The organism is Pseudanabaena biceps PCC 7429 (assembly GCF_000332215.1).
GTDB classification, from domain to species: domain Bacteria; phylum Cyanobacteriota; class Cyanobacteriia; order Pseudanabaenales; family Pseudanabaenaceae; genus Pseudanabaena; species Pseudanabaena biceps.
The window spans coordinates 1-14,264 of sequence record NZ_ALWB01000138.1 but is presented as its reverse complement, the minus strand read 5'-3'; the positions used below and the strand labels follow the sequence as shown (position 1 = coordinate 14,264).

Annotated in this window: 10 protein-coding genes; 5 read left to right on the top strand and 5 right to left on the bottom strand. The window is 42.5% G+C overall.

All coding sequences use genetic code 11. The features are described from left to right. Positions 1-136 precede the first annotated feature (136 nt). Entirely contained in the window at positions 137-1,420 is a 1,284-nt protein-coding gene (locus PSE7429_RS15050; RefSeq protein ID WP_009628105.1) for a DUF4912 domain-containing protein, read from the bottom strand. Positions 1,421-1,776: 356 nt separating this feature from the next. Here PSE7429_RS15050 and PSE7429_RS15045 point away from each other — a divergent pair, with 356 nt between their 5' ends. From PSE7429_RS15045 to PSE7429_RS15035, 3 genes are all read left to right on the top strand, one after another. Beyond that, complete coding sequence (locus PSE7429_RS15045; RefSeq protein ID WP_009628104.1) at positions 1,777-2,295, top strand: hypothetical protein; 519 nt, start codon at positions 1,777-1,779, stop codon at positions 2,293-2,295. A 287-nt stretch (positions 2,296-2,582) separates the two neighbouring features. Then, positions 2,583-3,845 (top strand): sensor histidine kinase, encoded by a 1,263-nt coding sequence (locus PSE7429_RS15040; protein WP_233424361.1) that lies wholly within the window; start codon positions 2,583-2,585, stop codon positions 3,843-3,845. A 371-nt stretch (positions 3,846-4,216) separates the two neighbouring features. After that, positions 4,217-4,552: an RNA recognition motif domain-containing protein gene (locus PSE7429_RS15035; RefSeq protein WP_009628102.1), complete on the top strand. Its 336-nt coding sequence runs from the start codon at positions 4,217-4,219 to the stop codon at positions 4,550-4,552. Positions 4,553-4,760: 208 nt separating this feature from the next. On the opposite strand, the gene PSE7429_RS15030 is transcribed toward PSE7429_RS15035, so the two are convergent. Beyond that, on the bottom strand, positions 4,761-5,852 hold the full coding sequence (locus tag PSE7429_RS15030) for a hybrid sensor histidine kinase/response regulator (protein ID WP_009628101.1): 1,092 nt from the start codon (positions 5,850-5,852) through the stop codon (positions 4,761-4,763). Positions 5,853-5,973: 121 nt separating this feature from the next. Here PSE7429_RS15030 and PSE7429_RS15025 point away from each other — a divergent pair, with 121 nt between their 5' ends. Together PSE7429_RS15025 and PSE7429_RS15020 are read left to right on the top strand one after the other, a co-directional pair. Beyond that, on the top strand, positions 5,974-7,557 hold the full coding sequence (locus PSE7429_RS15025; RefSeq protein ID WP_009628100.1) for a Ppx/GppA phosphatase family protein: 1,584 nt from the start codon (positions 5,974-5,976) through the stop codon (positions 7,555-7,557). A 167-nt stretch (positions 7,558-7,724) separates the two neighbouring features. Further along, positions 7,725-9,704: a sodium:proton antiporter gene (locus PSE7429_RS15020; protein ID WP_009628099.1), complete on the top strand. Its 1,980-nt coding sequence runs from the start codon at positions 7,725-7,727 to the stop codon at positions 9,702-9,704. A gap of 117 nt (positions 9,705-9,821) precedes the next feature. Here PSE7429_RS15020 and PSE7429_RS15015 read toward each other — a convergent pair whose 3' ends face one another. Genes PSE7429_RS15015 through PSE7429_RS15005 form a run of 3 tightly spaced genes read right to left on the bottom strand, consistent with a single transcriptional unit; the run spans position 9,822 to position 13,960 of the window. Beyond that, positions 9,822-12,638, bottom strand: a complete 2,817-nt coding sequence (locus tag PSE7429_RS15015) for a carboxypeptidase-like regulatory domain-containing protein (RefSeq protein WP_009628097.1) — start codon at positions 12,636-12,638, stop codon at positions 9,822-9,824. Between the two features lie 40 nt (positions 12,639-12,678). Continuing rightward, positions 12,679-13,491, bottom strand: coding sequence for a hypothetical protein (locus PSE7429_RS15010; protein ID WP_009628096.1), 813 nt, complete (start codon positions 13,489-13,491; stop codon positions 12,679-12,681). A gap of 19 nt (positions 13,492-13,510) precedes the next feature. Then, on the bottom strand, positions 13,511-13,960 hold the full coding sequence (locus PSE7429_RS15005) for a hypothetical protein (protein ID WP_009628095.1): 450 nt from the start codon (positions 13,958-13,960) through the stop codon (positions 13,511-13,513). Positions 13,961-14,264: the final 304 nt, after the last annotated feature.

Genomic DNA, 14,264 nt, shown 5'->3' with positions numbered 1-14,264 from the left:
CTGGCGGCGCTTCGCGCCGCCAGTCAATTCTTGGGGGTTAATTCGTCCTAGATCAAAAGTTCTAGAGTGAAAACAAAACAGCCCTGCTAAGCAGGGCTGTTTTGTTTAAAAGATTGCTTGGCAATCTCTCAACCATTTAGCTAATCCATTCAGGAATGGCTTCTTCCTTCGTGTTTGTCCGACGTTCGAGGGTTTGACGCTCGAACTTCATGTGAATCGCCCGATTCTGCTCGCCATCGGCTGCAACGGCAAAGATAGGATAGTCTTGAATACCATCTTGGAAAGAAGTGTGGAAACGGAATGTACCATCCGCATTAAGCTTGATGGGGCGACCGCCAATAGTGACAGAGGCATCAGGCTCCGTTGCACCATAGACAATTAGTTCCGCATCAGCAACTAACCAAAACTGTCGAGGACGGATCGGCGTTTCGCTAGAGAAGAAACTATAGCTAGACATCATACCGATGCCAGAGTAGTTAATGCCGCTAGCGCTAATTGCACCTGCCGCACCCGCAAACAAACCTGCGCCTGATGGGAAGACGAAGGAGCTTAAGGATTCAGGAGCCACGCCAATTCCCGATTCATGCTGCATGGAGCCATAGAGAGAACCAGAGATTCTCTGAACTTCAGCTTCACGCGCGATATTGAAGATTTCATCGTAGGAACTATCGCTAGTGGTTACGGGTTCTTCAGGAACGGGAACAACTTTCTTCGCAGGAGGAACTAATGTAAAGAAGGTTTGTCCTTTGAGGTTTTGATCCCAAGGTACAGTGATGAAGTTGTCTTCTACCCATTCTGAGGGAAATACGGGTGGAACGTGAACTACTTTGGAGCGGGTTAGGACTAACCAGCGACCATCGGCACAGCGATATCCTAATTCTGCTACATAGTCGCGATCGCTAATGGGGATCGGCAGATACCATTCCCTTGCAAGTTCGTCGCTGTTGTACTCTTGTAAGTTATTGGGAGTTTGATAGTCTAGGTTAATATCCGTGGCATCGTACAACCGCAGAGCCAGTTGCTGTCCGCCTTGACGACGCAACTCTTCTTTTTGGGAATTGGGTACATCCCAATATACATAAGCCCATTGCGGATCGCGAGGTAATAGAACGATACGGCTTTCACCATAGCCACTTGGCAAATCACCGATGCTTTGATCGATATCAGCAAGTGATTCTAAATTCTCTTCTGTTTCTTCACTACCCAAGTTAAACTTTGAAGCTTCCACGATTTCTTGTATCTCCGAATTACTACGATCTGTTTGGGTTGAGGCAGCACCTTGAGCCGAGAGAATAGTTTGGATATCAGCTAATAGCTGAGATTTTCGCATCCGACTATAGCGAGAAATCTCTAGCTCTGCTGCTACTTTGCGAAGTTGACGCAAGGTCATTTCTTCTAGGGGAGGACGTTCCCTCGCCATACAATTAACCTCCAACTGCTTGTAATGATGTCTATCTCAGTCGTCTTTGTGTGTCTAACTGAGTATTCGTTCTGTAGCTAGAACTATTCTGCCAAATTTTTCGAGATGGTCAATGCTTGAAATGGTTATCTTCTATTGGTTTAAGCGAACTTATTAGAGGTTTTCATGGTATGGGTTTAGCTAAAACCAAATACCCATCATTGTTGTAGCGATTGTGCGGGTAAATTTAGCTGGGGATCGCAATGTCATGAAGTCATGACATTGCGATCCCCTCCTTTGGATACTGGGGGAGGTTGTCCGAAAAGCCATAAGATTATTAATGACAACAACTGTATATTTTTATAAATTTATAAAATATGAAGGCAAAATACGAGTCCTTACACGAACGCTTAGAGGTTTTACAGGTTTCTTTAAAAAGCCTATTTCGTTTCGCGATCGCTTTGATATTGGTGACTTCGATCGTAATTGGTAGCTTTACATCTGGAGCCGAAGCGGCATTGTTTAGCAGAAAAAGCGATGGTTTATCTACCAAAGAAATTCAAACGCTCGTTAATGCAGGATTGACGGGTGATTATATTGCTGATACTACCGACACCATTAAAACTTTACGCGAAGCTATTAATTTGCCCGAAAATGCTGAAAATCGCGCTGCGGTAAAGACTGCGGCTAGGTATAAGATCAATGCCTATGTATCGCGCTATCGTGCTGATCACGACAAGGGAGGTTTGTATTCCTATACAACTATGTCCACAGCCTTAAATACTCTGGCTGGATACTATAACGGCTCGATGAAGCGGGCTGTTCCTGCCAAGACTCGCGATCGCCTATTACAAGAATTTGACCGTGCCGAAACTGCACTTGCCCAAGGTCGCTAGCCTTACCAATTCCCAAAATGGCGTTGCCATTTTGGGGATCTCAAAACCTTACTGGGTTTACTTTTTAATTCATTGAAGTTTAATTCATTGAAGTGTTGGTTCACTTCAGTGAATTGGTATAAGTCATAATTTGTCGGTTTTGTTGGTTTTGGAGGTTTTGGAGACTTATTCCTTAGGATTGCGCTTCCAATTTACAATACTTCCATGGAAAATTTGGGAGTTGGGTTTTCTCGATTTTTGGTAAAAGCCTATAAATAGTCTGAAGGTAACGAACATTGGCGACAGGATTGGCAACAATATACGAGGCATTGCACCAAGATCCGCAGATTTATGAGTTGGTCGAGGAATTACATCAAACTGAAGCTAAGGAATTTTGGCATCGGGCGATCGCAGTTCTCCAACAGTTATCTATGCAGACAAAGCTGAAGGGATTTTCGATCGCCCACCACCCTTACATTTTTGCCAATGCTACCTTTCACCAGAATGATTTACAAACATGGGTATTTACCACTAGCAAGTCATCCTTATTTCCCACAGGGACTTTGCCCCTTGGTGACACTCAGGTAGTTACCATCCCCAAATCCGACCCTCTCAATCAAGAATGGCTATGCATTTTAGTAACTGATGTCTTTAGTGCTTTAGTCGTCTCTTCCAATACAAGTCATAGTTGCATCTGGTCGTTACATCCCCTAGCTATTCAAACTGCGATCGCGGTGCTTTTGCCCCGTATCCGTCGTGCCGAGCAACAGTCTTTATGGCAAATTAAGCTGCAACAGTTTCCGCCTATATTGCCTCCCTATCAAATCATGGCAAGATTGGGGGCGATCTTGATGGCTCAATCCTCCATCCATCAAGAGTTGCCGATCCCCGAAATTCAAGAAGTCGATATCATCAAAGCGATTACCCATGAGGTGCGAACGCCACTCACCACAATTCGCATGTTAGTGCGATCGCTCAAACGGCGCAAGGATATATCGGTGGAAGTCAAAAACCGACTGGATCGGGTAGATGCTGAATGCACAGAACAGATCGAAAGATTTAACTTGATTTTTGAAGCAGCGCAACTGGATAACTATCCAATCGTGCTAGAAGCAACGCAAATCGAGCAGATTTTAAGTGACGGATTTATGCGATGGCAAGACCATGCAGGTAGGAGACAGATCTCACTTGAAATGATCTTACCGACCGAAATTCCCGCGATTTTAAGTAATGCATTACTTTTATCTCAAGTCCTTAACGGTCTGGTTGATCGTCTAATTCGGAGTTTCCCCCCCGATAGTCACATCCAATTAATTCTCACCAGTGCAGGCGAATATTTAAAATTACAATTTCAGTCCCAAGTAATGCAGCAGGGCGGAAGCGATCTGCCATTGCTTAAGGCGGTAGGACAATGGCTGATGTTGCAGCCTGAGACAGGCACATTAAGCCTGAGCTTACCCACTACCAAGACCTTGCTCAAGGCTCTAGGCGGCAAACTTACGGTGAGAATGCATTCTAGCGTTGCCGCCTATGATGGCGAAATTTTGACTATTTTCTTACCATTTAAGTAGCTGGGCATAATTCCAACATCAAAACCTGTAGCGTGCGCTACAGATTTTGGGATTTTATATTTAATTGCGCCTAGGTACTTATCTGAAATTTATATCAATATTAACAATATTATTAACAATATTAAATTATTGGTGACAGTGGTTTTGCTAAAGACGGACTTCAGAGTAGGCGATCACCATAAAAATAAATAAAATGTAACAATATGTCCAAACTTAAAGCTTATGCGCTAGACTATTGACCGTAAGGTAAAAGTATTTATCGGTTGTAGTAATTGTTTTCTGTACTGACAGTTTTTTTCTGTTTCATCGTGACAAGCTTCTCTCCGACATCTCTATCTCTACATACTCATTGAATTCTTGGAGAAAGCATAATGTCTATTTACGTTGGTAACTTGTCCTATGAAGTTACTCAAGATCATTTGAAGCCCGTGTTTGAAGATTACGGCAAGGTAACTCGCGTTCATTTCCCTACCGATCGCGAAACTGGTCGCGCTCGTGGCTTTGCCTTCGTGGAAATGAGCCAAGACGCTGAAGAAGATGCTGCCATTACAGCATTGGACGGAGCAGAATGGATGGGTCGCGTACTCAAGGTTAACAAGGCTAAGCCTCGCGAGAATAATGACTCGTTTGGCGGCGGCGGTAACAGAGGCGGCGGCGGCGGTCGCGGTGGTTACAATAAGTCTGGCGGTGGCGGCGGTCGTTACTAAATTAGTAATACCTAAGTAACGAGATTTTAGACAGGGTTGGCTACGCAAACCCTATCTAAAAGCCCAAAAGTAAAAGCCTTGCTACGCAAGGCTTTTACTTTTGGGCTTTTAAAATTTGCCAGCTTAACCCGAACTGACGTTAAGAAACAAAACCAGTAAGGTTTTGAGATCCCCAAAATGGCGTTGCCATTTTGGGAATTAGTATTACTTATTGACGATTTAGGAAAATCGTAAAAATTGAACCTTGAGGTTGATTGTTCGTCACTGAGATCGAGCCTTGATGAGCTTCAAGAGTCATTTTACAAAAAGAAAGCCCAAGCCCAATTTGAGATACTCCCAGTACAATATTGCCAACTTCGTACTTTTCAAAGATGACCTGTTTTTGGTGCGAGCTGATCCCTACACCCTCATCGATTACTTGAATCTTAATTAGATCTTGGCGATCGGGATTTTTGGGCAGACATCCCACTTTGATCGTTACCGAGCTTTTCTGGGGCGAGAACTTCAGCGCATTATCAATTAAGTTGTCTAATACACGGCGAATTAGGTATAGGTCGCCAGAGATATAGGTGGGCTCGTCGGTAAACTCACTAACGATCGCAATTTGTTTGCGCTGGGCAATGGGGGCAAATCCCGCTAGCACCGTTTTAGTTAGATCAGTCATGTCGATCTTGGTGCGATTGAGGATCAATTTATTCGCCTCGATCCTGCCAATAGTTAAAATATCGTCAATGAGCAGTCGCATTTGCTCGATCGCTTTACTAATTTGGTCGATTCTTCTGGTGGCGCGATCGGGTAGTTCTAAACCTCTGAGAGAGTCACAACCCAGCAAAATACCGATGAGGGGATTGCGCAGATCATGGACGATGGTTTGCATCATTTCTTCACGCAACAGCATCGTTTCTTGCAAGCGATCGTATTGCGACTTGATGCGCAGCATTGAGATGACGCGGGCGCGGAGTTCTGTACTATTAATTGGTTTACTGATAAAGTCATCTGCCCCAGCATCCAAACAACGGGCTAGATCCTCTTTATCAGCCAGAGCCGTAACAATAATAATGGGGATATGTTGCCATTGCCGATCGCTTTTAATTTGTTGACAGACCTCAATGCCATCCATATCGGGCATCATCACATCGAGTAAAATAATGTCAGGGTTGATCCTATCTAGGGAGGCGATCGCATCCGCCCCATTGTCTTGATGATGAAGCTCGTATCCGTCTTTAAAAAGCAAAATTTCGATGACATCAAAATTAGCTGGTTCGTCATCAATGACTAAAATTACTGGCTTCTTTCCCATAGTATTCGCATTTGTATTAGAAATATGGTAGTTGCTTTCCCCCTCGCAACTAACCGAATGTAGTTTCTATTCTGGCAGCTTTTCATTTAACATGGCGTAAGATATTTCGCGGAAACCTCCTATGACTTCAGATGTCAAAACTCTAGCAGCGATCGATGTTGGCACCAATTCCATTCACATGGTAATTGTGGAAATAAAAACTTCGATTCCTAGTTTTACTGTGATTGAGTCAGAAAAAGCGACAGTGCGTCTAGGAGAACGCTGTTCCCAAACAGGCAATTTGACCGAAGATGCCATGCAGCGATCGTTAGAGGCTTTAAAACGATGTCAAGAGATCTGTCGCACTCTTAAGGTTGAAGAAATCGTAGCAGTCGCCACTAGTGCTACCCGTGAGGCTCCCAACGGGCATGATTTTATCCGCCGCATTTATGAAGAATTAGGCTTACATATTGAAGTTATCTCAGGACAGGAAGAAGCTCGCCGCATTTATTTAGGGGTAATTTCGGCAATGGAACTCAGGGATGAACCTCATCTATTAATTGATATTGGTGGCGGTTCTACGGAGATGATTTTGGGGGATGGTCGCGATCCGATGTACCTGAGCAGCACCAAGATTGGGGCAGTTCGTCTAACGGATTTATTTGTGAAGAGCGATCCAATTTCCCCATCGGACTATGACTATTTGATGGGATATATTCTGGGATCGATCGAGCGCCCTACCGATGATTTACGATCGCTACTCCATAGTAAAAATATTAAATCTCTTAAAGCGATCGGTACGTCAGGAACGATTGAAACCCTCGCAATTTTGCATTCCAAAGAAAAAACGGGACTAGTTCCCAATCCGCTCCAAGGCTATGAGATTCCCTTTGCCGATCTCGAAAATATTGTATGGCGGTTGCGGCGCGCCGATCTAGAAGAACGCACCCTCATGGTACGTCAAAAGCGCGCCGAGATTATTTTGGCAGGAGCATTAGTTCTTTTAGAAACGATGCGACTATTGGGAGTTCCCAAAATCACGCTTTGTCAAAGTGCTTTGCGTGAAGGTTTAGTTGTGGATTGGATGATCCGCCACGGTTATATCGAAGATGGTTGGCGCTATCAGAGTACAATCCGCGATCGCAGCATTCTCAAACTTGCTGATAAATATGGCATTGACCTTAGTTACGCCAAACAGGTCGCCGCTCATGCCCTCAGTCTCTTTGATCAAACCAAGGGGATTTTCCATGAATGGGGTCACGAGGAAAGACATTTGCTCTGGGCAGCCGCCATGTTACATAATGCGGGGCATCACATCAGCCATGACGCTCACCACAAGCACTCCTATTACTTAATCCGTAATGGGGAATTGCTGGGGTATACCGAATCTGAAATCGAAACGATCGCCAATCTTGCCCGTTACCATCGCAAGAGCGAACCAAAGAAGAAACATGACAATTTCCAAAATTTAGATAACGAGCATCTCAAGCTGTTTGTACGGCAAGCTAGCACCTTTTTACGTCTGGCGACTGCCCTAGACCGCCGTCAAATTGGAGCGATCGCGGCAATTCGGGTGGTGTGTAATATTCGCACCCGCGCCTGTACTTTGCAACTTTCTCCTCGACAACCTAACGATCCCTGTAGTTTAGAACTTTGGAGTTTGGATTATAAGAAACAGCCCTTTGAAGACCAGTTTAATGTCATGCTTTCAGTATCATTAGAGTAGGTAGGTTTAGCCTTATCCAGATAAAAGCCTCGGTTTATCTCACAGTGCGGCACTGAGCCAGAAATTTGATGAAGGGGGATGCAAAAAGCATTTCTAATAAAAATTTCTTATAAAATCCGACGGTTGTTTTGATTGCAAGTTGCTGTAATTTATAGGCGAACCTCCGCATGGAAGGGTCTCTCTCTTTAATCATTATTATTGCGATCGTGGCAGGTATCTCTGCTCGCGTCATAGCGAATTTTTTTCGTGTGCCGAGTATCGTGTTTTTATTGCTTTTTGGTGTGGCGCTGGGGGGCAATGGCTTAAATTTAGTACAGCCGCGTCTGTTGGGTGATGGCTTAGAGGCGATCGTATCTATCTCCGTGGCATTGATTTTGTTTGATGGCGGACTCAATCTCCAGCTCAAAGAACTCGGTAAGGTCTCCGCCAGTTTACGAAACTTAATCACCATTGGGACTTTGATCACTTTAATTGGCGGTGGGGTTGCGGCTTACTGGTTGAGCGAATTTCCTTGGACGATCGCTTTTTTGTATGCAGCCCTAGTCGTCGTCACTGGTCCCACAGTGGTGAATCCCATCGTGGAAGAAGTGGGGCTAGATCGTCGCCTTGCTACAATCCTTGAGGGTGAAGGGGTATTGATCGATGCGATCGGTGCAGTACTTGCCGTAGTAGTTCTCGATGTCGCGTTAAATCCCACCTCAAGCGTGTTTGCGGTGGTCAGCGATCTGGGATTGCGATTAGGAGTAGGGGGCTTACTAGGAGCGATCGCAGGTTGGTTATTGGGTCGATTTTTACAACAGGCGGTATTTCTGGCTGAGGATACCAAAAGTGCCGTCGTCGTCGCCGCAGTGCTCGGGCTATTTGGGATTGCTCAAGAAATTCAGAGCGAATCGGGATTAACCGCAGTCGTACTGATGGGCATAGTCCTCAGGGCTTCAGAGATTCCCAATAGTCGCGCATTGCTCAAGTTTAAAAGCCAATTAGTAGCCCTCATTGTTTCCGTTCTCTTTATTTTACTTTCCGCCAATTTGTCGATTCCGAGTATCTTCGCTTTAGGTTGGGGTGGGGTACAGACAGTTCTCTTTTTAATGTTGATTGTCCGTCCGCTTAATGTGATTGTCAGCACTTGGAATAGCAGTCTCACTTGGCGACAAAAAGCTTTTCTATCTTGGTGCGCACCGAGAGGCATTGTCGCCGCTTCCGTTGCTTCCCTTTTTTCAATTTTATTAACCGAACGGGGGGTTAATGGAGGGGAATCCATTAAAGCACTGGTATTTCTGACGATCGCCATGACCGTTTTTTTACAGGGTCTATCCGCGAAGTTTGTTGCCAGAATCCTCGGACTGAATCAATCGGATATCTCTGGCTTGGTGATTATTGGCAGTAATCCCATCGGCATCTTAGTGGCGCGACTGTTTCAGTCCAACGGGCAGCGAGTGGCGATTATCGATACGAGCGCCGAGCTTTGCAAGCAGGCGGCTGCCTATGATATTCCTGCCTTTGTCAGTAATGGACTAGATTCTAAATCCTTGGCTCAAGCAGGACTAGACTCAGTAGGAACCTTTGTCGCCTTGACGGTCAATACCGATGTAAATATCGTGATGGCACAACTAGCCGCAAAAGAGTTCAATCCACCCAAGGTATTTGCAGTTTATATTAAAGAAAATGAAGGCGATCGCAATGGACAACCTGAAGTCCAGCAGGCTTTTAGCGCGCGCGTTCCGATCAAAACATGGAATCAATATATTTTGCAACGAGAAGTAAGAGTTGGCGAGTTTTTGCTCACCGATGAGGAACTGCAAGATCAATTGAACCGTTTTAACACGATGTTTAATGCGGGAATTCTTTTGCCTTTGCTGTTTGAGCGCAAAGGACAATTGCAAATTGTCTCTGCCGATATGTTATGGGAAAAAGGCGATCGCATTGTTTATTTGCTCCATACCCCCAAGGCTTTGACTCCTGCACAATCAGAATCACTTCCACCGAATACCCTCGATATTACACCTGTGGTTTTATCCGATCTCGATATTGCCAAAAAAACTAATGATTCCAATAGTTCTGGAATAGGCAGCAATGGCGATCCAGCCGCCACCAGTCCAGATTATTTTCTGAAAATGGCAAAGGATATTCTCAATCGGCGATCGTAAACACTAAGTGTCTCAAGAAGAGAATGGTGGGGCTTCGCCCCACCATTCTCTTCTTGAGATTTATGTAGCTACTATTTTCATTTTGTGGCACGATCAGATGCTTAATAAGCATAGAACCTATGGCTGTATATTAAGTTCTAGGAAACTCTTGGAATCAGAATTTATTTCTAAGATACTGGGTTGGGCAGACTTACCATTAACAAACAACTTATAAATATCTACTTTGAGGTCTTCAAGATAATAAATTCCAGCATTATTAGTAATTGATGCAAATCGCTTCTTGGGATTACTGCGCGACACAAATTCCACATTAGCACCTATGATCGGCTTTCCATCTTTATCGATCGCTCTTCCCGTAACTACATAGGATGGAGCGAGTGGAATTGTAATAGTTGTATAAGTACCAGGAGCAACTGTTACTGCATAAGCTTTCGATGATGATTTCCAACCAAGAGGATAACCTGCTGGATCTATATCTAATCGATAGGTATTTGGTGGTAACTCAAATAAAACTCCTTCACGAACAACTTTAGGATGAGATATTCCAAACCTACTAAGGGGTTGATTATTAATTAGGAATAGCGTTTCAATATCTTCGGTATAAAGATCCTCGCCATCATCTCGAACTCCATTATTATTTTTATCAAAAAATGGCTGCAATAGGACACCTCCTTGAGTGCGTAACTTATCTAATTTTGATTCGTCACTACTCAAATCCGCACCAGATTGCAATAGTACACTAGTAAAGAGACTAAGGCTTATCGAAGAATTATTGTTATTTAAGCCGACTTGCTTATAGGCTAATCTCAATCCTATGCCTGGAAGAATAGCTGTAGATGCCGAAGCAATCAATCCATTTCCTTGAGAGCTAACGCCATAACCAATTGATAGGTCTAATAAACTTTTGCCATCCCTATCTGTCCAAGGAGTTCGATAAACTAAATTGAGACTTGCTAAATAATTGTGATCACTAGTCTCATAGTTAAGGCTAATGGCAGTATCACCAGAATTAAAGAAGCGCTTATTAGCAAGGTTGTAGATTAATTCAGAAGAAATTTGTTGATTGAATCTGCGAATGCCGAACAAAAATGGAGCTACATTAGCACGCAAATTACCACTAATCCCCTTATCAGCATTATAACTTAAGCTTAAAAATATGGAATTAAGATTGAGGTTAAAGCCTGATTCTAATCCATTATTGATTCCACCAGAGTACCAATTAGAAAACAGAGCAAGTTGCGGACTTAATGTCCAGTATAGGTTAGAGACAAAAGACCTTTCATCGCCTCCCAATCTCAAGCTAAAATCATTAGTTATATAGCTAACATCAGCATTAAAACTAATCTTATTACCAGCCAATACCCCAACCCTCAAGGTTAGCGGTGAATTTACTGGCTGATAAAGTATTTCGCCATAGGGTTGAGTAGAAGAATCATAAACCAATCCAGCCCCAAAGGTGATCTCATCAGTCAGTCCCAAATAATAAGCTGCACCACCTTTAAAGTCGCCGAAACTACCAAAGAAGTTATCATTGCCTGAGATGCGGTTTAAACCTGCGCTAATAATAAAAGCTGATTTTCCTGCACTAACTTGACTTTGTAAATTGCGGTAATTTAAAGAAACTTCTTCTGGTTTAGCACTTAAGTCGCCTGCTGGATAAAGCAGCAACTTATAATTAATATTTCCATTCCCAGTTAAAGAATTATTAGCAGTCACCACAGCATCAAAATTGTATTTCCCAGAACTATTTACAAGTTTTTCCGCAACGATCAAATTATCATTTTGGGTAACTAATTGAACTAAGGTGCCAGGTTTAGCTTCTCCTGTAATATTTCGGACAAGCTCATTAGCGCTAAGTCTTTGCTGAGGGGTAACACCACCATAGGCAAAATTAGTATTATTGGCTGCTGTATAACCTGAACGCTGGATTAGCGTTACACCAAAATAATCACTTTGGTTGCGATCGAATCTGCTCCAAAAAGGTAATTGAGTACCTATCAAATAGTCTGAATATGGACTAGGGCGAAAATATTGCAGTTCATTTAGTTGCCAACTATTAACCCCATTATTATTAAGTTGCTGAGTTCTCGAAAATAAGCTTCCACCAGCAATGACACCTATAGTTTTAAATTCCGAGTTGGTATTTAAGTTGCTATTTACACTATTATTTAGATTGTTATAGAGATTATTAGAATTTGCGGTTTGCGTTTGATTCAAGCTTGTTCGCAAAGAGATTCCCGTAAGACCAAAAGATGGCGGTGTAACTTGTTGTAATCCTACTAAATTAATCGGAGCTTCCTGTTCCTGATAGGGACGATTACTAATTCTGCCAGTTAGCCAAGAGGGAGACAAAACGATCGCATATTCGGCAATACTAAATTCAACGGGGGTTTTTAAAAGATTCCTAATTTGCTCGATCGAAATGGCTTGACCAATATCTGGATCGTTTATGAGGACTTTGGGATCGATAGTAATGATTGAGCCAACGGATCGCAATTCTAGCTGCCCATCATCTTTGGGAGTCACATTAAATTGTAAGGCTTTAGTAACATCGGCAAAGGGAATTAGCCAGTTGTTAAAATCAATAGCTTCTTTACCATTTTCTGAACCCTTGACCGTTACGGAAGGAATGACATTATTTGCTCCAAGATTAATGCCCATCGGAAGAATTGAAAGGTTTTGGGATAATTTGGGGCTAGACTTAGAACTAGCTGGAGCGACGGGAGAGAATTTAGGAGTAAGCTCTCGTTGATTTACAGGAATCGTAATTTTTGAAGCTAAAGATCGCTTACTCAAGTCTTCTTTCTTTAATTCTTGGGCATTGACCAGCATATCCATACCCAAAATGCCAAGAAATACACTGATCGTGCAAATTTTCGCTATATTTAGACGAAAAGAAACCAGACTTGTATTAGTCTTGTATACAAGCTTCATGTTTATAGAGTGTTGATTAAATCGGGTACAATCTCAGATGCTATGGAATGGTAACTGGGAAATTGAAGGGCACCTGTGTAGGATTAAGCGGGTCTCCCCAAGACAATTCTCCTGTAAGTTGATATTTGCCAGAAGGTATATTTTCTTTTGCCTGCTCTTTAGTGAGCTTAATGGAAATATTTCTCATACTTTCAGCAATAACTGTAGTAGTAGTAATTTGACCTTCTAAACTTTGTTTTCCCTCTTGCCTTAGTTCCCATTTACCTTGAGTGCGAATAGTCACATTGCCTTTATTGAGAACTGATAAATAGATTTCTTTAGTTTTAGAATCATAACTAATTTCTTGGGGAATTAAGCTTTCAAGAGTTTCACCTTGACGAACATATACTACCACTCCAACACGAGTCGTGATATTCAACCCTCCTTTCTGCTCTAAACTATTTGGTGGCTTAACGGGCTCGGCAAAAATAACAGTTCGATACTCGCCTAAGTTCATACTAGGTAAGAGTCGGGCTAATAATCTAACCCTACGGGTTTGCTTTGGTTCTAAAACTACTTCGGTTGGCGAAAAAATGAGATAGGGAGATAAATCGTTGGGACTAGATTCTATAACTTGGAACCCCTTAGAACCATAGGTAAAGGGATTGGCGTATAACTTCATTTTTACGACAGCATTACCAGTATTCACTAGGGTAATAGAACCTGTCGCAGTTCCTTGCTTGGCTTTCGTAGTTATGATTAGAGGCGACACATTAACTTGAGCTTCGGCTGGTTTTTGGGAGAGTAACAATCCACAAATCCCAATACTTGTAATAATCGAAATACTTTGCTTAATGGATGTTAATTTCAACATTTATTACGTCTTGATAATTTCAAGGTGAAGTTATATTTATAGTGACTCCGTACATGTAAGTACCTGCAAAGAATTTATTGAGTCTTGTTGATTGCATACTTATTGCCATAGGAGTGGTAGTCGATCCTGAAAAGGTATCAGTTATACTGGCATTCTGACTGACACTCTTATTTCCACTATTGCTATAGGTTAATTGTGCTGTTGTCGTAGTACCAGAGGGATTTGTCTTAGCCGATCCACTAATTGAAGTTAAAACGGCATTGGAAAGGCTAATCGTAACGCCAATACTACTAACAGTATTATCAACTACTAGACTGCATTGAGCAGGAGTCGCTGTAATAAAGGTATATTGTCCACTTAGCGCTAGGCTGCCTGTGGAAGGACAGGTTAAAGATAGTTGTGCAAATGCTTCACAAGGACTAAGGCTAGGTATTATTGCAGCAAGAGCTACAAAAATTAGTTTTCTCATTTGTCTTGTTCTATAGCAATTGGGAACGATTTTAATCCTTCTTGTTGGAGAAAGATAGCAAAACCCATATTATTTTCTTAGTTCCCTTTCCTACAGGAGCTACCTTATATATGAGATATATATGAGTCTTTATATCTTCGTTTCGATTTATGAAGATCTAATTTATGAAGATCTAGGTAGTCCTAAAAAGGAAAGGATGACCGAGCAGGTAAAGAAGTGTTGTAATGATGAATAAAATTCCAAATGGCCCCAATGTGATTTCCAACTTCTTAGAAAGGATAAGGTCTTCTAACTAGTCTAGATA

Coding starts and splice junctions, on each gene's coding strand:
- PSE7429_RS15050 (WP_009628105.1), bottom strand. CDS start 1,420: ATGGCGAGGGAACGTCCTCCCCTAGAAGAAATGACCTTGCGTCAACTT.
- PSE7429_RS15045 (WP_009628104.1), top strand. CDS start 1,777: ATGAAGGCAAAATACGAGTCCTTACACGAACGCTTAGAGGTTTTACAG.
- PSE7429_RS15035 (WP_009628102.1), top strand. CDS start 4,217: ATGTCTATTTACGTTGGTAACTTGTCCTATGAAGTTACTCAAGATCAT.
- PSE7429_RS15030 (WP_009628101.1), bottom strand. CDS start 5,852: ATGGGAAAGAAGCCAGTAATTTTAGTCATTGATGACGAACCAGCTAAT.
- PSE7429_RS15025 (WP_009628100.1), top strand. CDS start 5,974: ATGACTTCAGATGTCAAAACTCTAGCAGCGATCGATGTTGGCACCAAT.
- PSE7429_RS15020 (WP_009628099.1), top strand. CDS start 7,725: ATGGAAGGGTCTCTCTCTTTAATCATTATTATTGCGATCGTGGCAGGT.
- PSE7429_RS15015 (WP_009628097.1), bottom strand. CDS start 12,638: ATGAAGCTTGTATACAAGACTAATACAAGTCTGGTTTCTTTTCGTCTA.
- PSE7429_RS15010 (WP_009628096.1), bottom strand. CDS start 13,491: ATGTTGAAATTAACATCCATTAAGCAAAGTATTTCGATTATTACAAGT.
- PSE7429_RS15005 (WP_009628095.1), bottom strand. CDS start 13,960: ATGAGAAAACTAATTTTTGTAGCTCTTGCTGCAATAATACCTAGCCTT.